This window comes from Cedecea neteri NBRC 105707 = ATCC 33855 (genome assembly GCF_001571265.1).
In the GTDB taxonomy this organism is placed as follows: domain Bacteria; phylum Pseudomonadota; class Gammaproteobacteria; order Enterobacterales; family Enterobacteriaceae; genus Cedecea; species Cedecea neteri.
Genome location: NZ_BCTL01000001.1, coordinates 1 through 20,504 on the forward strand (window position 1 = coordinate 1; position 20,504 = coordinate 20,504).

Annotated in this window: 18 protein-coding genes; 11 read left to right on the top strand and 7 right to left on the bottom strand. The window is 53.8% G+C overall.

The window, feature by feature from the left end:
• Positions 1-140 precede the first annotated feature (140 nt).
• The 4 genes from amyA to fliD all read right to left on the bottom strand — a co-directional run bounded on the left by amyA (position 141) and on the right by fliD (position 3,901).
• A complete protein-coding gene (gene amyA, locus CNE01S_RS00005; RefSeq protein ID WP_061272065.1) occupies positions 141-1,628 on the bottom strand; it encodes an alpha-amylase in 1,488 nt (495 codons plus the stop codon).
• A 69-nt stretch (positions 1,629-1,697) separates the two neighbouring features.
• The gene (gene fliT, locus CNE01S_RS00010; protein WP_061272067.1) at positions 1,698-2,060 is read right to left on the bottom strand and encodes a flagella biosynthesis regulatory protein FliT; all 363 of its coding nucleotides are present in this window, start codon (positions 2,058-2,060) and stop codon (positions 1,698-1,700) included.
• Complete coding sequence (gene fliS, locus CNE01S_RS00015; protein WP_061272069.1) at positions 2,060-2,470, bottom strand: flagellar export chaperone FliS; 411 nt, start codon at positions 2,468-2,470, stop codon at positions 2,060-2,062. Before fliS ends, fliT begins: the two co-directional genes overlap by 1 nt.
• Positions 2,471-2,479: 9 nt before the next feature.
• Positions 2,480-3,901: a flagellar filament capping protein FliD gene (fliD, locus tag CNE01S_RS00020; protein WP_061272071.1), complete on the bottom strand. Its 1,422-nt coding sequence runs from the start codon at positions 3,899-3,901 to the stop codon at positions 2,480-2,482.
• Positions 3,902-4,315: 414 nt separating this feature from the next.
• Here fliD and CNE01S_RS00025 point away from each other — a divergent pair, with 414 nt between their 5' ends.
• The 4 genes from CNE01S_RS00025 to CNE01S_RS00040 all read left to right on the top strand — a co-directional run bounded on the left by CNE01S_RS00025 (position 4,316) and on the right by CNE01S_RS00040 (position 11,349).
• Positions 4,316-5,149 carry a flagellin N-terminal helical domain-containing protein gene (locus CNE01S_RS00025; protein WP_061272073.1) on the top strand — a complete coding sequence of 278 codons (834 nt, stop codon included), beginning with the start codon at positions 4,316-4,318 and terminating at the stop codon, positions 5,147-5,149.
• Between the two features lie 201 nt (positions 5,150-5,350).
• Positions 5,351-6,763 (top strand): hypothetical protein, encoded by a 1,413-nt coding sequence (locus CNE01S_RS00030; RefSeq protein ID WP_061272075.1) that lies wholly within the window; start codon positions 5,351-5,353, stop codon positions 6,761-6,763.
• 37 nt (positions 6,764-6,800) lie between these two features.
• Positions 6,801-10,157, top strand: coding sequence for an O-linked N-acetylglucosamine transferase family protein (locus CNE01S_RS00035; protein WP_342747923.1), 3,357 nt, complete (start codon positions 6,801-6,803; stop codon positions 10,155-10,157).
• 64 nt (positions 10,158-10,221) lie between these two features.
• A complete protein-coding gene (locus CNE01S_RS00040; RefSeq protein ID WP_061272079.1) occupies positions 10,222-11,349 on the top strand; it encodes a DegT/DnrJ/EryC1/StrS family aminotransferase in 1,128 nt (375 codons plus the stop codon).
• Positions 11,350-11,420: 71 nt separating this feature from the next.
• Here CNE01S_RS00040 and CNE01S_RS00045 read toward each other — a convergent pair whose 3' ends face one another.
• Positions 11,421-12,137: a class I SAM-dependent methyltransferase gene (locus CNE01S_RS00045; protein WP_061272080.1), complete on the bottom strand. Its 717-nt coding sequence runs from the start codon at positions 12,135-12,137 to the stop codon at positions 11,421-11,423.
• Between the two features lie 4 nt (positions 12,138-12,141).
• Positions 12,142-13,098: an ATP-grasp domain-containing protein gene (locus CNE01S_RS00050; RefSeq protein WP_061272082.1), complete on the bottom strand. Its 957-nt coding sequence runs from the start codon at positions 13,096-13,098 to the stop codon at positions 12,142-12,144.
• A 387-nt stretch (positions 13,099-13,485) separates the two neighbouring features.
• Between CNE01S_RS00050 and fliA the strand changes: the two genes are divergently transcribed.
• From fliA to tcyN, 6 genes are all read left to right on the top strand, one after another.
• The gene (gene fliA / locus CNE01S_RS00055; protein ID WP_008453816.1) at positions 13,486-14,205 is read left to right on the top strand and encodes an RNA polymerase sigma factor FliA; all 720 of its coding nucleotides are present in this window, start codon (positions 13,486-13,488) and stop codon (positions 14,203-14,205) included.
• Positions 14,206-14,243: 38 nt separating this feature from the next.
• Entirely contained in the window at positions 14,244-14,789 is a 546-nt protein-coding gene (fliZ, locus tag CNE01S_RS00060; protein ID WP_038481662.1) for a flagella biosynthesis regulatory protein FliZ, read from the top strand.
• Positions 14,790-14,875: 86 nt separating this feature from the next.
• Positions 14,876-15,676, top strand: a complete 801-nt coding sequence (tcyJ, locus tag CNE01S_RS00065; protein WP_061272084.1) for a cystine ABC transporter substrate-binding protein — start codon at positions 14,876-14,878, stop codon at positions 15,674-15,676.
• 118 nt (positions 15,677-15,794) lie between these two features.
• The gene (dcyD, locus tag CNE01S_RS00070) at positions 15,795-16,781 is read left to right on the top strand and encodes a D-cysteine desulfhydrase (protein ID WP_061272086.1); all 987 of its coding nucleotides are present in this window, start codon (positions 15,795-15,797) and stop codon (positions 16,779-16,781) included.
• A gap of 34 nt (positions 16,782-16,815) precedes the next feature.
• Positions 16,816-17,484 carry a cystine ABC transporter permease gene (tcyL, locus tag CNE01S_RS00075; RefSeq protein WP_061272088.1) on the top strand — a complete coding sequence of 223 codons (669 nt, stop codon included), beginning with the start codon at positions 16,816-16,818 and terminating at the stop codon, positions 17,482-17,484.
• Complete coding sequence (gene tcyN, locus CNE01S_RS00080; RefSeq protein ID WP_061272090.1) at positions 17,481-18,233, top strand: L-cystine ABC transporter ATP-binding protein TcyN; 753 nt, start codon at positions 17,481-17,483, stop codon at positions 18,231-18,233. The genes tcyL and tcyN overlap by 4 nt, the downstream gene beginning before the upstream one ends.
• A 21-nt stretch (positions 18,234-18,254) precedes the next feature.
• On the opposite strand, the gene CNE01S_RS00085 is transcribed toward tcyN, so the two are convergent.
• The gene (locus tag CNE01S_RS00085; RefSeq protein ID WP_061272092.1) at positions 18,255-19,616 is read right to left on the bottom strand and encodes a CoA transferase; all 1,362 of its coding nucleotides are present in this window, start codon (positions 19,614-19,616) and stop codon (positions 18,255-18,257) included.
• Between the two features lie 153 nt (positions 19,617-19,769).
• Between CNE01S_RS00085 and sdiA the strand changes: the two genes are divergently transcribed.
• Positions 19,770-20,492: a quorum-sensing transcriptional regulator SdiA gene (gene sdiA / locus CNE01S_RS00090; RefSeq protein ID WP_061272095.1), complete on the top strand. Its 723-nt coding sequence runs from the start codon at positions 19,770-19,772 to the stop codon at positions 20,490-20,492.
• Positions 20,493-20,504 lie beyond the last annotated feature (12 nt).

Below are 20,504 nucleotides of genomic sequence, written 5' to 3' on the forward strand. Positions count from 1 at the left end.
AGCGACGGTGGCTCCCCTGAGACGTTCACCTGTGCGGTGACTGCATATAAAACAGGACTGGAAGTGAACGGAATCTTTATCCAGCGCCACATAATCGTGGGAATTAACGATTATGTGGCAGTGCGCCAGGTGAAGCTAAATCACAACACATCCTCCAGCACCCAAACGCTGACGCTGCCGCCGTTACAGGTAAAGGTTGCGCTCCCGTCAGCATCCGTGTGTACCGTCTCCTCGCGATTGCCGAGATAATCACGCCAGCTCTTCTCAGCGAAATTTTCACCTAAGGTGACGTGCTTTTCGCCGTCATCACCGTTGGACATGATAACCACGCAGCCCGGGGCTTCTGCCGTGCCGCTGCGGCTAAAGCCAATGCAGTTAGGGTGATCGAACCACAAAGTCTGCACGCCGTGGGCAAAACGCTCCCGGGCGTGGATCAGATCGTCCAACTGCTCAATGACCGGCATATCAATATGGTAGTTTTGCCCGTCGCCGCCTTCATCGTCGTAGCTCGCGCCGAAAAGATCCGGGTAAAACACCGACGGCACGCCGTTTTCACTCAGTAGAATTAGCGCATAGGCCAGCGGTTTAAACCAGGCCTCCACGGGGGCTTCAAGCGCCTGTAGCGGCTGGGTGTCGTGGTTAGCCACCAGCGTGACGGCGTGGAACGGGTCGGCCTCAACCAGCGTGCCGGTGAAAATCTGGCTCATGTCATAGTCACGCCCAAGCCGCGACGCCTCATGGAATTTCATCTGCAAAGGGGCATCAAACAGCATTGTTTTGCCTTCTACCTGGGCAATATATTCCTGCAGTTTGTCCACTTCATGGGACCAGTATTCCGCCACGATAAACAGCGGCGTTTCCGCCACTTCCTGTACGTGCTCAATCCATGCTTTATAAAACCAGGCCGGGATATGTTTGACGGCATCGAGCCGGAAGCCGTTACACTGCGTCTCGGCCATCACCCAGCGCGCCCAGTATTTCAGCTCCTCGGTCACCGCATGGTTGCGGAAGTCGATATTGGCCCCCATCAGATAATCGAAATTCCCCAGCTCGTCGTCTACCTGGTCGTTCCAGCCTTCGCCGGTGTAGTCATTGACGATTTTGAAAATGCCGTCTTCATCCGGGTTTTCAATATGATCCACGCCGCTAAAGCATTTGTAGTCCCAGATGAAGGCTGAGTATTGCCCGGCGCGGGCGGGGAAGGTGTAGCGCGTCCAGGCCTCGCAGTCGATGACCTCAGGGGAGATATCGTTGCGGTTATCGGCGTTCACCCGGTTGACGCGGATGTGTTCTTTTTCGTCGGCGCCCATTTTATGGTTGACGACAACGTCCAGCAGCACCGAAACGCCGTTATCCCTCAGGGATTGTATCGCCGCCAGCAGCTGTGTTTTATCTCCGTACTTGGTGGCAACGCTGCCTTTCTGGTCAAACTCTCCGAGGTCGAAGAGATCGTAACTGTCGTAGCCCACCGAATAACCGCCCGCGCTGCCTTTATAAGCAGGGGGAAGCCAAACCATGTTGATGCCGATGTCGCTGAGGCTGGCCGCCCGGTCCGCAACTTCTGACCAAAGTGTGCCGTTGCCGGGGGTGTACCAGTGGAAAAACTGTAACAGGGTGGGGTTCGTCATCTTGTCCGCGCTCCAGAAGTCATTTAGCTGACCTCTGGAGTATGGAATAAGATGCGAAATACGGCAGGTTTACTGGTTCAAATCGCTCGGCGTTAACACGTTGCCGGAGAGGAAACCATAGGTGTTGTTCAGCGATTTTTGACGGCCGCTTTGGTCAATCAGATCGCGCAGTTCACTCAGGCGGCTGTTAAGCAGCCCTTTGATCTGATTTTCATTGGCGAGAATCATATCGAGCAGTGCCTTGGCTTCTTCCTGACTTCTGTGGCTTGACTGCGCAATCGGGTTATTGGCAATCGCCTCTACCAGTTGAACGTATTTCACTTCTTGTTCTATCAGCTCATCCCATTGCCCGGAATGGGCAAGGTCAAGCATAGTTTGGCTGAGCGCATGCAGGGCATACCACTCATTGAGGGATGAGATGAAATCATTCATCAGATAGCATCCTGAAGTGTTGAGGGAGAGGGACCGATTTGTTTCCATGCATCTGCAATATTGGTAAGCAAACGCTCTACTTCGCTAATCGCTTCTGCATCGTTGCGCAAATTAGCGTACAGGAGGCGTCGCACCATATAGTCATAAAGATTCGCAAGGTTACCTGGCAGTTCCCCTCCGATATCCATATTCAGTCCTGCTTTTAGTCCATTATCAATAATATTAATGGCTTTGGAGAGCGCCTCTCCTTTTTGTGGCATTTGCCCCTGTTCAAGGAACAGACGTGCCCGAACCAGGGCACTGAGTGCCCCATCGAACAACATCACCACGAGCTGGTGTGGACTGGCACTCATGACGGCGCTTTCCAGACCGACCTGTTGATAGGCTTGTACACCAGAACTCTTGTACATATGAAATCCTTAGCTTTTGTTGAACTGCTGCGCCAGATAGTTCCCCATGTTGGTCATCGAGCTTACAAGGCTTGCCAGTGAGGTAAACTGCGTCTTGTAGCGCGCCATCGTGGCGTCAATGCTGTCGCTCATCGCCTGTTTGCGATCGCCAATCGTTTTCAGCGTACTGTTGATGCCGTCTTGCGCATTTTTAATCACGCCAGAGTTGATTGAGCTGGTGCTTAACATGTTGTTCAGCTTCGTATCCAGCTGGGTCGCGAAACCGGTCGTTTTACCGTCGCCGGCAAAGTAGTTGATCACGCCCTGCGGGTTGTTAGTCAGCGCCTGAGTCAGCTTGGTATCGTCGACTTTTAACTGGCTTGAGCCGTCCGGCGCCAGCACAGGATCCTGGGTAATACCCAACTGAGCCATGATCGCGTAGCTGCCGCTTTGAACGTTGGTCAGCATGCTGCGCACGTCTGCCTGAATACTGCGAACGGTGCTATCGCCTACCAGCGCGCCGTTGCTGCTGTCCTGGGCCGTGCCCGGGTCAACTTTTACGTACTTAGTGACGGTAGCAATGGTTGACTGCAGCGAGTTGTAGGCCTTCACCCAGTCGGTAATTACTTTTTTGCTGGCGTCAGTAGAGCGCGATACGGTCAGCGTTTCGTCGGCGGTGCTTTTCGCCTTCAGGTTAAAAGTCACCCCTGGGACGGCGTCAGAAATTGAGTTGATTTGACGCTCAATATCAACCCCGTTTACCGTCATCTGTGCATTCTGTGACTGCGTTTGTACCGTTAGCGCGCCGGTTTTGCTGGTTGAGTCATAGCCAATCAGCGCCTGCAGCTTGTCATCACCGGTCACGGCAATAGTCATATCAGACTGCGTACCGGTGGTTTTCGAAGACAACATCAGGCGATAATCGCCGTCGCTGGCTTTCACCACGGAGGCAGAAACGTTGCCGTTGGCGCCGTTAATGGCCTTAGCGATACCGTTTAAAGAGGTATCTGAATCAGACAGCGTCACCGTCAGCGGGGTTTTTGTGCCCGGCTGAGTGATCGTCACGGTACGCGTGCCGCCAGTCGTATTGCCTTGCTGAGCCGTGTTGCTGGCAATGCTGCCAGTCGTCAACATTTGGGCTTTAGCAACCTGTTTTACGTTAACTGTGTAATCGCCAAGCAGCGCGTCACTGGTTGTTGTGGCGCTGAACGCTGTGTTCGTGGTGCTCACAGAAGTAGAAAGCAGAGCACCTGATTTCGTCAGCGCTGCGGTAGCGGTTTCAAGACTGGACAACGCATTCTTCAACTGGCCAAAGGCACTAAACTGAGCTTGATAAGTTTTGGTCTGCGTATCAAAAATTGTTAATTTTGTCTGTTCTGCCGCGTAAAGCTTATCGTAAGTGTCCTGGAGATTCAGGGAAGTGCCTGCTCCAAGGCTAGAGATCGATGCCATTGATGTCTTCCTTTAAGTCGCTGGTGGTTTCACTACTTATCGGCGGACTTCTCAAAAAGTTTACTCTTGAGTGAAAAAAATAATCAGCCGAATAGCCGGGTGGGAATCCGCCTTATAACTCGATTGTGGGATAGAGGTTCTTCATTAATAGAGTAGCGGGTTTACGTTAAGTCACCTGGCAGGGAATTATTTCGCCGGGCGTACTTCGATATACGTTATTGCGGTTAAATCTTCACGTAAGTGAAACTAAAAAGAATATATCGACTTTAATTTTCTTATTATTCAATGCGTTGAAATTTTTTTATGATTAATTCTAAAGTTGGCACAGAGGACGTCGATAACCTTGTTGACGGTGAGAGACGCCGTGAGTGTTAGGCACCGAACCTAAACCCAATTTTTTAAGGAATTAATACTATGTCCGTAATCAATACTAACCTGCTGTCCCTGACTACTCAGAACAACCTGAACAAATCTCAGTCTTCTCTGGGTACTGCTATCGAGCGTCTGTCTTCCGGCCTGCGTATCAACAGCGCTAAAGACGATGCTGCTGGTCAGGCGATTGCTAACCGTATGACTTCTCAGATCAAAGGGATGACTCAGGCTGGCCGTAACGCCAACGACGGTATCTCTCTGGTTCAGACCGCTGAAGGCAACCTGAACGAAATCAACACCAACTTACAGCGTATCCGTGAGCTGGCTACTCAGGCTGCAAACGACACCAACGGCACCAGCGACCTGACTTCCATCAACACTGAAATCACTCAGCGTCTGTCTGAAATCGACCGTATCGCTGGTGGTGCAAACTTCAACGGCAAAAACCTGCTGGATGGTACTACTACCTCTCTGAAAATTCAGGTTGGTGCAGGGACTTCTGCTAACGACGTTATCACCATCGACAGCACCGCGCTGATTAACGCTAAATCTGCGACCCTGAGCACCGGTCTGGCTGGCAACATCACCGATAACTCCTCAGCACAGGCTGTTATCAACGCGGCTGCAGCTGCAATCGACAAAGTGGATACTGCTCGTTCTAACATGGGTGCGATTCAGAACCGTTTCGAATCTACCATCAACAACCTGAACAACTCTATCAACAACCTGTCTGCTGCTCAGTCTCGTATCCAGGATGCTGACTACGCTACCGAAGTTTCCAACATGAGCCGTGCGCAGATCCTGCAGCAGGCTGGTACTTCTGTACTGTCTCAGGCAAACCAGGTTCCACAGTCTATGCTGTCCCTGCTGCGTTAATTTCGCAGAAAAGTACAAAAAAGGTTGCTGGAAACAGCAGCCTTTTTTTGTTTTTGGCCCAGCCAAAAGCGGCGGCAAGGCGCTTCTCAATATGGCGGAAAGGCCCCTAATTTAGGTTTTGTTCACGTCATTATGCTGACGGGGCGAATGTTAGCATTTCACTCATCCTCATGATGAGGAAAAAACAGGGCAACACTATCAATGAATACCTTCGAGCGTACCCGGTTAATGCCACAGCTTTATCGTGATGTTTACACGAGTACCCTATATTTGCCGGAAGCTGATGCTTTACCCGCCCATCTGGTAGCGGAAGTGCTTAATTTTCACAGCACGGATATCGTCGCGCTTGAAGAAAAAATAAATGCGGCACAAACGGATTATCCCCCGGAGCAGGAAAGGGCGCTGAAGCTGCTGATGCGTGCCATTATTCTTGCCAACGGCGCGTTGAACAATCCGGCCCCCTTCGAGGCTGAAAAAGCGCAGACCGTCACTCAGTTAGTGGTTGAGGCGCTGCAGCTGAGCCAAAACAAAAACTTCCTGATTGCCGCCGTCCAGATCCTGTTCCGTATTAATGAAGTTAATTCTGCCGTTTTCCTGATATCCAATAATCTCTCTGAGTTGGAAAACGCTCAGGTCGCGCTGAAAATTTTACTGCTTATCTGCCTGATGGAAGAGGATTACAACCAGGCTTACGTGGTGATTCAGCAGCTTACCTCCAACTCAGATTTGATCGGCGAAGATCCGCTGACGCTGGTGATGGTGATCTGCGCCATTTATAAGCTGGGCGGCATGCCCGATTCCTTTATTGATTTTCGCCCGCTGACCAATACGGCATTTCAGGCCGATGCGTCGCGCTACCGCTGGCTGATTCATCCAACCCAAAACGATAAAACCACGGCGGTGATCGGCTGCGATAAGGCTTATTTCTACGAGCATGGCGTGCCGCTGCTGCTGTCAATTTACGACACCAACCGCGACAGCCTGAACGTGCATTTCCATATCTATAACAGCGACAGCCAGCTGGAAGCCGACGTGGTGAGTCTGCGTAACGCCTTCCCTGAGTTGGCTATCTCTCACAGCAGCGAAGTTTTCACCACGGATAAAAGCCACAAGGTGCATTACGCCAGCCGCCGGCTCGCGTTTATGCCTCACGCGCTGGAAAAATTCCACGGCCCGCTATTGATGCTGGATGCGGACAGCCTGGTGATTGGCTCGTTGCCCCTGTTGTTGGCCTCGCTGAACCATAAAGAACTGGCGATTGCCTGGCGCGATGGTGCCCCGTTCTGGGAAGAGTTTAAGGCCAGTTTCATTTACACCGAGGGGGGGGAGCTGGCGAAGAAATACTTTGCGCGGGTGGCGAGCTTTATCGACGGCAACCTGGCAAGCGGCAACGCCGAACTGTTTCTGGGGCAGATTGCCCTGGCCTGTTCCCTGAATGAACTTAGCGCGGTAGAGCAGATGGCCGTTGGCCGGGAGCCGCTGGCGCGAGTGTCCGATGCCGGTTATTCAGAAAATGCCTTTAGCTGGGCCTTTATTCAGGATTCCGTTCACCGTGACAAATGGCAGCAGCATAAAACCGCGCTGCGCGAGAAGTATCGCGCGCTGGTTGAGTGAAAAGACATAACCAACTGAAAATAATGGATAGCATAAAGTGAGTCAGCCTTACCCGGATCATCGAATCTCTCCCGTGGCAATGCAGAGCGCCGCGCAGCTTAACCATCTGAATACGGTGGCGCCTCCGCACGCCCGTATTCTCGATATCGGCTGCGGAGAAGCGAAGGGGATCGTGGCCCACGCGCTGGCCTGGCCTGAAAGCGTGGCCATCGGGATTGATATTGATGAGACGGGTATTGCCGCTGGTCAGCGCTATGTTCAGGCACTGGGGCTCGCTAACGTTGAGCTTTTTTGCGCCGGGCTGGGGGACATCCTTGCCATTGAAGGCGGGGCGTTTGATTACATCACTATCGGCGGCGTATTTTCTCTGCTTGCCGGGGAGGAACGCGCCGCGCTGCTGCAATGGTGCCGCCAGAATTTGTCAGCCTCAGGGGTGATTGCTCTGCAATGGCAGACTTTACCCGGCGAACATCATGCCGTGGAACTGCGGCAGATCCTGCAATCCCTTGTCGTGCAGTCCGGTGCGCAGGGTGTGGACGCGCAGGTTGCGGCTGCCCGGGCGAAACTGGCGCTCTTGCTTGCCGAGTTGCCGGCCGGTGAGCTGAAAGCAAAAGTTGAAGAGGCTCTGCGGGAGAGCGATCTTATCCTGACGCTTCGTTATCTTGGGCAGGCGGGCGAGCCGCTGGACTTTAGCCATTTCTGTGCGCTGGTCAGCGAAAATGGGCTGCACTATGTCGGGGACGTGATCCCGCAGTATGAACTGCCCCAGCATTACGGCGATGAGATTGAGGCTGCCTGTCGTGAGAGTGTGGATCAATCCAGGACGGTTAACCAACAGCACCTGGATAACCTCCTTGGCCGATCCCAACGTTTTAGCCTGCTAAGCGCCGTGCAGGGGGAACATACCCCTCCGCCTCAGCCTGACCTTAGCCTTTTGGGGCAATTCCACTGGGCGGGTAACTTCCGGCGCATGGTGAATGAAGAAGGGCTGGCCGTCACCGCCCACATTAATGGTCAGGGCGAGGTGGCTATTCATGCCGATCCCCTTACCCTGCGGGTGCTTGATCTGTTAGGTGCGGCCTGGCCGCTAAGCCTCAGCCTGGAACAGTTAGTGTTTAACGCCCGTACGCCAGGGCAGTCTGCCGATGTGCGCGAGCAGGTTCTGGCCGTGTTGACCACGCTTTATGTGAACCAGCTGCCGGGGCTTTACTGGACTACTTCCCCAGGGGCTTACAATCAGGATGTTTCACCGTCTCTCAGGGCGACGGTTAATCCGCTGGCGCTGATTTTAGAGGAAAACAAAGCCGTCACCGTGTGTAATCACTGGGGGGAGTCTTGCGCGCTCACCGCCGAGGAGTGGCGCTACCTGGCCGGGGATATGCTCGGGACGGATGAAGCTTCCTGGGGCTGTTTTATCTCTCTGCGGCTGAAAGGCGCATTGAGCGGTTCCCCGCAGGCGTGGAAAAAACATTATCAGCGCTTCCTGCTGGAGGGCAATGCCAACTACCTGGAGGATTTGCTCGACAGCCTGCTGTTGCTGAGCGTTTCCGTCGATCAGGGCGGGCTGTTGGCTGCCGGAACAGGGCATGAGCCGCAGAAGACGGTGAAGAGAGTCAACGACGCGCTCTATAACGATGTTAACCGGCTGATCGTCGCCAGAAAGCCGGAGCAGGCCAAAGCATTGGCCGGGCAGCTATTACTCGCTCATCCTGACGATGTTTCGGCGCTGCGCAGTTATTCGCGCTGCTGTATTTTGACCGGCGATACCGAAGAGGCGCTGTCCACCCTGTGCCGCCTGATGGGGCACTATTTCTCCAGCCAGGAGATTTTTTACGATCTGGCGATCGTCTTCCAGAAACTGAAAACGTTCGTTCCCGCCAGTAAAATTCTCCATGCGCTGCTGCGTTTATCCCCGAACAACGTTGAGTACTGGCATGTTCTGGCCGCTATTTATCACCACAGCGGTGAGATAGTCATGGCAGAAAAATGCTGCCGTGAATCGCTGCGCACCCGCAAACCCGATCCTAAGCATCTGGCGATGATGGGGGTGATTTTAAGTGACAACCAGCAGCTGGAAGAGGCGCGCTACTTCCTTGAGAAAGCGCAGCAGCTGGATAGCCAAAACCTCGACTATTTTACCAGCCTGCTGTTTGTGATGACCCATGACTCTGCGGTAAGTGCCCCGGCGCTGTTCGAGAAGCACCGTGAATATGGCCGGATTGTGAGTCAATGGGCGGCCAAAACCGGGCTTCGGCTGAGCTTTAAGGGGGAGAAAAACCCTGAGAAGAAACTGCGCGTAGGTTTTGTTTCCGGGGATTTGCGCAACCACCCGGTGAGCCAGTTCCTGCTGCCGTTCTGGGATGGGCTGAACCGCGACCGCTTCGAGCTGGTGGGCTATAGCGCCTCGTTCGCTAAAGACGAAATGACCGAGTATCTAAAGGCCGGTGCGGTGTTATGGCGCGAAGTCTACGCGCTGGATGATGTGGAACTGGCCCGCCAGATTAACCAGGACCGCATCGACATCCTGTTTGATTTATCTGGCCATACAACCTTTAACCGGCTGCCCGCTTTCGCCTTACGCCCGGCGCCGGTGCAAATTTCATGGATTGGCTATCCCGGCACGACGGGGCTGAGCACCATGGACTACCGCGTGTTAATGCATACCCAGCGGGAACCCGCAGGGCTTGAGCAGCAGCTGACCGAAAACATTATGTTTATCGAAATGCGGAAGGTTTTTGAGCCTCACGCTGATAGCCCGCCGGTAAATACGTTGCCTGCGTTGCGTAACGGCTACATCACTTTTGGCAGCTTTAATCGCCCGAAAAAAATCAATGACGAGGTGCTGCGCGTCTGGGCTTCGATTCTGGTGCGCTACCCGGAGTCGAAATTAATTATTGGCTTCATGGTCGATGAAAAAATGATTGAGACACTCAGTGAGAAACTGGTGAGCTTCGGTGCGCAGGCTTCTCAGCTGAGTTTTAAGCGTCGGGCTGGGCTTATTGAGTACCTTTCCTACCACCACGAAATCGATATTTTGCTGGATGCCTTCCCGTATACGGGGGGAACCACAAGCAACCATGGCTGTTGGATGGGCGTGCCGACATTGACCCTCTGCGGTGCAACCATGGCGGGCCGGCAGGGCGTGGATATTATGCGCTCCTACGGGCTGGAACAGTTTGTGGCCTTCAGTGAAGCAGATTACATCAGTAAGGCCATCGGCTGGCGCGAACATTTCGATGAACTGAATGAAATCCGCGTGGGAATGCGGGGCAAGATCCCCACAGAGAATGAGCGCGGATTTAACGTGGCCGGAACTTTTGAACAGGCGCTACAGGAAGCCTGGCGTATGTACTGCGCGGGTGAAGCGGCTCGTACTTTTACCGTTTTAGAGTGAGGTGTCTGCGGCGGAGGTGAAACCGCCGGCAGCACTTCGCGTGAACGCTATTAAGAGGTGTTCTATGAAAAATATCTTTGTCACCAGTCCGTTGCTCCCGCCGCTGGAGGAGTTTGTTCCTTACCTCGAGCAAATTTGGGGGAATAAACATCTGACCAACAACGGGCCTTTTCATCAGCAGCTTGAGCAGGCGCTGGCCGACTATTTGGGCGTAAAACATCTCTCGCTGTTTTCTAACGGCACGCTGGCGCTGCTGACGGCATTCCAGACGCTGCGGCTGAGCGGCGAAGTGATAACGACGCCGTACTCGTTTGTGGCAACGTCGCACAGCCTGCTGTGGAATGGCCTGACGCCGGTATTTGCCGATATTGACCCGCAGACGTTCAATATTGACGCCGACGCGATTGAGGCGCTTATCACCCCGCAAACGACGGCCATTATGCCGGTGCACTGTTATGGTATTCCCTGCGATGTGGATAAAATTCAGCGTATCGCCGACACCTACGGGCTGAAGGTGATTTACGATGCGGCGCACGCTTTTGGCGTGAAGCAGAACGGCAGCAGCATTCTGAACTGCGGCGATCTTTCTATCCTCAGCTTCCATGCCACCAAGGTATTTAACACCATCGAAGGCGGGGCGATTATCTGCCCGGATGCCCGAACCAAAAAGCGCATCGATTACCTGAAAAACTTTGGTTTTGCGGACGAAACGACGGTGATTGCGCCGGGCATTAACGCGAAAATGAATGAGGTGCAGGCGGCGTTTGGCCTGCTGCAACTCCAGCATATCGACGGCGCCTTAAGCGCTCGTGCCGACATTTATCAGCGTTATTGTGAAGGCCTGGCCGATATTCCAGGCCTTGAGTTTTATACCCAGAAAAGCGATTTCGAGTGGAACCACGCCTACTATCCCGTGCTGATAGATGATCGTTTCCCGGTGAGCCGCGATGTGCTTTACGACGCGTTAAAAGAAGAGGGCATTTATACCCGGCGTTACTTCTATCCGCTCATCAGCTCCTTCGCGATGTATCGGCATCTGCCTTCCTCCGCGGCGGAGCATCTGCCGGTGGCCAACGATCTGGCTAATAAGGTGCTCTGTTTGCCGATATTCCCGGATCTTGCAGACGAGGAGCAGCAGCGTATCATCGCGGCGGTCAGGCGGATTGCTAAGGGGCAAAGCGTCGCCGCATAACCGTGCGGGGGCGTGAATAAAAAAGGGCTTTGTCTTGCGACAAGGCCCTTTTTGTTGTTTCGGCGGTGCCGCTATAACTCGGCGATACACATCAAACGTTCGCTACGTTCAAGGTAGCGCTGGCCGGACAATTTGAACATGCCGTTAATCAATAGCGGATTATGCAGGCCGTGGCGTATCAGCCAGTCCTCGTGCGTCTTCTTGCCTTTGCCGACGGGAATAATAGTCACTTTACGGGCGACTTTTCCGAGGATCTCCTGCATCTGGTCGACGCTAAAGAAGCGAATGTTAAACAGCGAGTCGGTCTCTTTTTTTGAGTCAAAATAATCAACGAACGACTGGTTATGGGCGTTATGTACCGTGACTATCATTCTGCCGCGAGTGATTCTGGCCTGTTCCTGAGCCATCTTCTGAATGTCTTCGTCGGAGAAAAGTACCCAGAATCCGTTGTGGTAGGTCAGGTCAAAATGTTTGTCCGGATATTCCAGGTTGAAGGCATTCATCACGGAAAAGCGATCCTGCAAAGACGGATAAAGCTTTTTCGCCATGCCCACCGACTCAGGAGAGAAGTCAATGCCGTGCCCCTCAACGCCACGCTTTGTTAACTGAACGATATCGCGGAAGCTGCCTGCGGCGATTTCTAACACCTGTTTTTCACTGCTTTTTCTGACCGCATCAATATAGTAGGCGTGGCGAATATCGTTTTGATAATGATCGAAAATGCCCTGCCATTTATGGTCCCATTCCTCGGCCGTGGTGAGCTTTTCAGGCCCTGTAGTTTGGCTCATATCTCTATCCTGTGATTGATTTTTCAGCGACGTAGTGGCGCGTAAAGAGGGCGTTTTGTACGGCAACAGCGGGTTGTATAGGCTGGCGGCTGAAACAATGAAGATGGTTGGTAATCATGTCGTAGCCTGCCATTAGCGAAAATTCGACCCCAGCGGAGAAGCGGGGGTTTATGTCCATCAGGTAATCCCCGGTCGAATGGCGCATAAACTCAATATTGATGCAGCCGTTGAGGTCGAGCAGGCGGGCAACTTCAGCCGCTTTGGCAACCAACGCATCATCCTGGAGAATTTCAACGGTTAGTCCGGCGCCGTTAGCGGTGCGCAATAGCTCTTTGCGGGTAACGCCCGCCCATTCGCCGGTCTCGCGCTGCCGGACAATATCAATGACGTGAACATCCCCCGGCAGCCAGGGCTGGACAATCCACTCGTCGCCGTTGAGCCGCTCGCGTAATTCGCGAAGCTCGGATTCGGTCTCAACGCGGCGGAGGCCTTCACTGCTGCGGCCATGCCTTTGTTTGAGAATGAGCGGAAAACCAAAGGAAAGCGTGTGGGCGTCGGCAAGTGCGATGGATGGCAGCGGGAGAAAAATGCCGTTATCAGCAAATTGTTTGCTCCAGGCCAGCTTATCTCTGGCAAGCGTGATGGAGTCTGCGGCCATCAGCGCCAGCGTCGAAGGCGAACGCAGCTTGTCACGGGAATCAGAAAGCGTATCAACTTCGACATCGGTGAGTGGAATGATGGCGTCGATGCGATGCTGGTCGCAAATGGTATTGATACTTTCTATAAAGGCCTGGGTATCCGTTGCACGGGGAACCTGAACAAAATTGTCGACCAGGCGAGAGGCATACACCCATTGCTCGGGGTAGATATCACACCCGATGATGGTGTGGGATGCACGTTTCAGCGCATCTATCACGGCTGGCGCAGACATCGACCCAATAGCCGTAATTAAAATGTTCATGTAAATGACCTGTCTTGTAATCGGGTTCGCCTGACTGCAGGGGGGAGTTTGCCGCAGAGAAACGACGCGTATATTTATCACTGTATGACAACCCGGACGGAGATCAGGCCTGGAATAACAGATGATTTTATCCTTTTTTTACCGGATAGATTCTGCGGCTTAATTTCTCAGGTTTGGCTATAGTATGTGGCGTTAATATTTAACAACCAATTGATACTTTTAAGTAAGCCGGAACATGATTTGCCATACATTATGGTTAAATTTCGACGGGTTTATTTCTTCATAACCTCCAAATAACCCCCCATTTCACCCACTATTCATCCGATTAAAACCCCTGCAGAAACGGATAATCATGCCGATAACTCAACTAACGCAGGGCTGTTTATCGTGAATTCACTGTATACCGCTGAAGGTGTAATGGATAAACACTCGCTGTGGCAGCGTTATGTACCGCTTGTGCGTCACGAAGCATTGCGCCTGCAGGTACGTCTGCCGGCGAGTGTGGAACTCGACGATCTGCTACAGGCAGGCGGCATCGGGTTGTTGAATGCAGTCGAACGTTACGATGCCCTGCAGGGAACGGCATTTACTACCTACGCGGTGCAGCGCATCCGTGGGGCGATGCTTGATGAGTTGCGCAGCCGTGATTGGGTGCCGCGAAGCGTCAGGCGTAACGCTCGCGGTGTGGCACAGGCGATTGGTCAACTGGAGCAAGAGCTGGGGCGTAACGCTACCGAGACGGAAGTCGCGGAGCGACTGGACATCCCGCTCGAAGAGTATCGCCAGATGTTGCTCGACACCAATAACAGCCAACTCTTCTCTTATGACGAGTGGCGGGAAGAGCATGGCGATAGCATTGAACTGGTCACCGAGGAGCACCAGCAGGCAAACCCGCTACAGCAATTACTGGACAGCAATCTACGCCAGCGCGTAATGGAAGCGATTGAAGCTTTGCCGGAACGCGAACAACTGGTGCTGACGCTTTATTACCAGGAAGAGCTGAATCTCAAAGAGATTGGCGCGGTGCTTGATGTGGGTGAGTCACGGGTTAGCCAGTTGCATAGCCAGGCGATCAAGCGTTTGCGCACCAAGCTGGGTAAGTTGTAGGGAGTGCCGCACAATTATCTGACGACCTGGGAATTATCATGACGGTGCAGCAGTCAAAAAGACGGCCATTAAGCCGCTATCTCAAAGATTTCAAACACACCCAGACACATTGTGCACATTGCAGTAAGCTGCTCGACCGCATCACGCTCACGCGCAGCGGGGTGATCATCAATAAAGCCACCATTGCTCAACTTGATACGCTTATTGATGAAGCCACCTGGCTTATCGAGCAGAAAGAGTGGATGGCGCTGTGTCGTTTTTGCGGTGATTTGCACTGCAAAGAACAAAACAACTACTTCGATATTATTGGCTTTAAACAGTATCTGTTTGAGCAGACCGAAATGAGCCACGGGACGATTCGTGAATACGTGGTTCGTCTGCGCCGCCTGGGTAACCATCTGAGCGAGCATAAAGTCCCGCTTCCCGGCTCTCTGCAAGGCTTGCTGGACGAGACGCTGGACGCCTGGCTGCCCCGCACCAGCACCAATAATTACCGCATTGCGTTACGCAAATACTGGCAATTTCAGGTGCAGGGACATGCGATCCCGCGCCAGGAAATTAGCGCAACCTCCGATATATACTAAATTTGCATAAGTTGTAGCGGACTGGTTTTGATATATCCCGGATCCGCCCGCTACACTACAAAAAAATGTAAATAATCGGGGTAAACATGAAATTAAAAATGATGGGGCGTCAGGCGCTGATGGGCGTGCTGGCCGTTGCTCTGGTGGCCGGTGCAAGCGTGAAAACCTTCGCGGCTGAGAATTTGCTGACTAAAGTGAAAGAGCGCGGCACGCTGCTGGTCGGGCTGGAAGGCACGTATCCGCCGTTCAGCTTCCAGGGTGATGACGGTAAGCTGACCGGCTTTGAAGTTGAGTTTGCCGAGCAATTGGCTCAGCACCTTGGCGTCAAAGCGGCGCTGAAGCCGACCAAATGGGACGGCATGCTGGCGTCTTTAGATTCTAAACGTATTGACGTGGTGATTAACCAGGTCACTATTTCCGACGAACGTAAGAAAAAATATGACTTCTCGACCCCTTACACCATTTCCGGTATTCAGGCCCTGGTGAAAAAAGGCAATGAAGGCGGCATCAAAACTGCGGCTGACCTTAAGGGTAAAAAAGTCGGCGTGGGCCTCGGGACTAACTACGAGCAGTGGCTGCGTGAAAACGTCCCTGGCGTAGATATCCGTACCTATGATGATGACCCAACTAAATATCAGGATCTGCGCGTGGGCCGTATTGACGCGATTCTGGTCGACCGTCTCGCCGCGCTGGATCTGGTGAAGAAAACCAACAATACGCTGGCGGTAGCGGGGGATGCGTTCTCCCGTCAGGAAGCTGGCGTTGCCGTGCGTAAAGGCAATGAGGATCTGCTGAAAGCTATCGACGCAGCCATCGCTGAGATGCAGAAAGACGGCTCTCTGGCTAAGCTGTCCGATAAATGGTTCGGTGCGGACGTCACTAAGTAACGCGGTATTACAGTGAAAAGGTGCTGATTTCAGCACCTTTTTTTATTTATCGCAGAGAGGGAAACCGCCACTCTGGTGCATAATGAAACTGGATATCGATATCGGCTCAGGAGGCCCTATGTCACTGCATCACCTAACGCGTTTTCCTCGTCTTGAATTTATTGGCGCGCCAACGCCGCTGGAGTATTTGCCGCGCTTTTCGGACTATCTTGGTCGTGAAATTTATATTAAACGTGATGACGTGACGCCGATGGCGATGGGCGGCAACAAGCTGCGCAAGCTTGAGTTTTTAGCCGCCGATGCGCTGCGGGAAGGGGCCGATACGCTGGTGACCGCCGGGGCAATCCAGTCTAACCACGTTCGCCAGACGGCAGCCGTGGCGGCAAAACTCGGGCTCCATTGCGTGGCGCTGCTTGAAAACCCTATCGGTACCCGCGCGGAAAACTATCTGACCAACGGTAACCGTCTGCTGCTTGATTTGTTTAATGTCGAAGTCGAGATGTGCGAGGCGCTGAACGCCCCGGACAAGCAGCTTGAAGCGGTCGCCACGCGTCTGGAAGCGCAGGGATTCCGACCTTATGTTATTCCGGTCGGCGGCTCGAATGCGCTTGGTGCACTGGGCTACGTTGAAAGCGCGCTGGAAATTGCCCAGCAGTGCGAGGATGCCGTCAGCCTGTCCTCCGTGGTCGTGGCCTCCGGCAGCGCGGGGACACATGCTGGCCTGGCGGTCGGTCTTGAGCAACTGATGCCGGACGTGGAGCTGATTGGCGTTACGGTTTCCAGAACCGTGGCGCAGCAAAAGCCAAAAGTTGTCGCCCTGCAACAGGCCGTGGCGCAGTCTCTTGAGGTGAGCGCAACCAGCGAGATTATCCTGTGGGATGACTATTTTGCGCCGGGTTATGGCACACCGAATGAAGAGGGTATGGAAGCGGTGAAGCTGCTGGCCAGACTAGAAGGCATTCTGCTTGACCCGGTATACACCGGCAAAGCGATGGCCGGGCTTATTGACGGCGTGGCGCAAAAGAGATTCAAGGATCAGGGGCCAATCGCCTTTATTCACACCGGCGGGGCACCCGCGCTATTTGCCTACCACCCGCATCTGTAAGGCGCGGGTCTGGTTTTAATCATCGGGAATCACCATGCAAGAAAGTTTGCAACTGGTGCTGGACTCAGCACCGTATCTGCTTAAAGGGGCGGTCTTTACGCTCCAGCTGAGTATCGGCGGGATGTTTTTTGGCCTGATCCTCGGGTTTATGCTGGCGCTGATGCGCCTGTCGGCGTTTTTGCCCTTTTCGCTGCTGTCGCGTTTCTATGTCTCAATTTTTCGTGGCACGCCGCTTATCGCCCAGCTCTTTATGATTTATTACGGGCTGCCGCAGTTTGGCATTGAGCTGGATCCGATCCCGTCGGCGATGATTGGCCTGTCGTTAAACACGGCGGCTTATGCGTCTGAAACGCTGCGGGCGGCCATTGCCTCTATTGATAAAGGCCAGTGGGAAGCTGCGGCCAGTATCGGGATGACACGCTGGCAAACGCTGCGCCGCGCGATTCTGCCGCAGTCGGCCCGGGTGGCGCTGCCGCCTCTGGGAAACAGCTTTATCAGCCTGGTGAAGGACACCTCGCTAGCGGCCACCATTCAGGTGCCGGAGCTGTTCCGCCAGGCGCAGCTTATCACCTCCCGCACGCTGGAAGTGTTTACCATGTATCTTGCGGCGTCGCTGGTGTACTGGGTGATGGCGACGGTGCTCTCCACGTTACAGAACTATTTTGAAAACCAGCTTAATCGCCAGGACAGGGAGCCGAAATGAGCGCCATTGACGTAAAAAAACTGGTGAAGAAATTCCACGGGCAGACGGTGCTGCACGGCATTGATCTGGACGTTAAGCCCGGCGAAGTGGTGGCTATCATCGGCCCGAGTGGGTCGGGGAAAACCACGCTGTTGCGCAGTATTAACCTGCTGGAAGAGCCGGACAGCGGCACGATTCAGGTGGGTGATATCACGATCGATGCCGGGCAGCCGCTGGCAAAGCAGAAAGAGAAAATTCGTGCGCTGCGCCAGCAGGTGGGGTTTGTGTTTCAGAGCTTCAATCTGTTTCCGCACCGCACGGTGCTGGAAAATATTATTGAAGGCCCGGTCATCGTTAAGGGTGAGCCGAAAGAAGAAGCCGTGGCCCGCGCGCGTGAACTGCTGGTGAAAGTGGGCTTAAGCGGGAAAGAGAACAGCTACCCGCGTCGCTTGTCGGGCGGGCAGCAGCAGCGGGTGGCGATTGCCCGCGCGCTGGCTATGCGCCCGGAAGTCATTTTGTTCGATGAACCGACCTCGGCGCTCGATCCGGAGCTGGTGGGGGAAGTGCTGAATACTATCCGCCAACTGGCCGATGAGAAGCGCACGATGGTGATTGTGACCCATGAAATGAGCTTCGCCCGCGACGTGGCCGACCGCGCAATCTTCATGGATCAGGGCAAAATTGTGGAGCAGGGGCCGGCAAAAGCGCTTTTCACCAGCCCACAGCAGCCGCGTACCCGGCAGTTCCTCGAGAAGTTTCTGACCCAGTAAGCCGCACAGATTACGCCGGTTTCATCCCCAGGCGGCGGCCGCCGAGCCGAGAGGTACCGGTGGCGTCGCCCAGAGAACCTGCGTACCTGCCAGCCTCAGCGGGAATTTCAACCGGTTTCCCAACCCAAAGGCAGACCATTCCATCCCCGGCTGGAAATCATGCGGGCCGATAGCGGCAAGCTCTGATTGTTCTCCAGCCGGGTGCGACATTAATAAAGCGGCCGTGCGGGCGAGGGACAGGCGTGCGCTATAGCCTTGATTTTGCACATGCCGAACGTTTAGACCTTTTAGCACTGCCGCCGCGATAAGGTAACCCGTGGCGTGATCCAGAGCCTGAACGGGAAGCGGGTAAGGTCGTCCGGCTTTTTTCCAGCGCATTCCCGCTTCGGCGATACCGCTGGACATCTGCACCAGGCTGTCGAAACCTCTGCGGTTTCGCCACGGCCCTCGCCATCCCCAGGCGTTGAGCGAAACGTCTACCAGCCCCGGAGATATAGCCTGCAGGGTTTCGGTATCAAAACCTAATGATTCCAGCGCGTCCGCGCGGTAGCCGTGCACCAGGACATCCGCGTCGGCAAGCAGGATTTTGAATTGCTCTCTGCCTGCGGCAGACCTGAGATCGATCCTTGCGCATTTTTTCCCGAGAGTGATTTCCTCGGCAAGCGTAGGCTCCTCCCATTCGGGGGGATCAAGGCGTAACACCTGCGCCCCCAGCCCGGCCAAAAATCGGGTGGCGGCCGGGCCGGCAATAATGCGGGTGAGATCCAGAACCCGGATGCCTGCCAGCGGGCGTGCAGGTGGCAGTGCCAGCGTTGTGCGAGGCGCTTCGGCATGGAACTGTTGCCAGAACAACGGCTCTGCCGCAACGGTTTTCCCGTGCGGATGTTTCAGCCATTCATCGTGGGTTAGCATCGCCGCCGCACATCCGCCTGCGGCAACGATCGCGGCTTCAAGTTCGGTTTTACCCCGCGCGCTAACTCGCTGGGCGAGCGCTGTTTTATCCTTGCTGACGCCCAGCACGCTTTCCATCGCCTGGCGGTGATGCGGCGCATTTGTGTACAGGCGGATCCAGCCGTCTCGCGTGGCGTAATCCCCGGCAAACTCATCCCACAGCGCGGCGGGGGGACGGTTTACGGGGTAATGGCTGGCTGAAAACCAATATGAGGCCAGCCGCTGGTCTATATAAAGCGGCGTATCTGGGCGAGAAAGCAGCGCTCTCAGGGCACAACCCGCCGTCGCCAGGCTGGCCGTGGCGACTTCGGTCACAGGAAAACGGGAACTGAGCTCACCCCGACCCATCACGCTCACGGGCGGCTGGGGCATTTCCAGCCCCAGGTCTTGGATCATTGTGGTAAGGAGGGGCGATAACGAAGATTTAACCATACAGAGCTCCAGTAAATTTTTCCTGACATATGTAAAAACCGAAGAATTGTGGCGGAAAAACAATAAATCACATTAATTACTTTAATAAATGTGTTAGCTTATTACATTCTATTAATGAATTACTTTTTAGCGCCAGGAGAGACGCCAGATATAATGCTGGAACGTGACTTTTTTAGCTGGCGACGGGAAGCACTCGAACTTTTCCTGTCAATTACTGAAGCCAGCGAATTACAAACTTTAGTTCAACAACAAACTCAATGCCTGGGTTTTGATTATTTTTCACTGTGTGTTCGGCATCCGGTGCCTTTCACGCGGCCTAAATTATCCTTGCAGAGTTCTTACCCGCAAAAATGGCTAGAGTGGTACGTCACAGAAAACTATTTCGCTATTGACCCGGTATTGAAACAATCTAATTTCATGCGCGGTGAAATAATCTGGAGCGATGCTTTGTTTGCTGAAGCTCGTGAGCTGTGGGATGCTGCTCGCGATCACGGTCTTGCATCAGGGCGGACGCATTGCGTCATGGCACCTAACCGCACGGCTGGTTTTCTTTCCGTTTCGCGCTCAAATATCCGCACGGAAATTGTTTCGGAAGATGAGCTTGGGCTGCGGCTGGGCTACCTTGCTGAGCTGAGTATGGCGACGTTAAACCGCCTGGATGACCCGTCGGTCGAAATGATCGACATGAAGCTGAGCAAGCGCGAAAGAGAGATTCTCCAGTGGACGGGAGAAGGGAAAACGTCGGCAGAAATTGCGATAATTCTGTCCATTTCTGAGAATACGGTGAACTTCCATCAGAAGAATATGCAGAAGAAATTCAACGCGCCAAACAAGACGCAGATAGCCTGTTATGCGGCGGCGATGGGGATTATCTGAACCTGAGGGGCG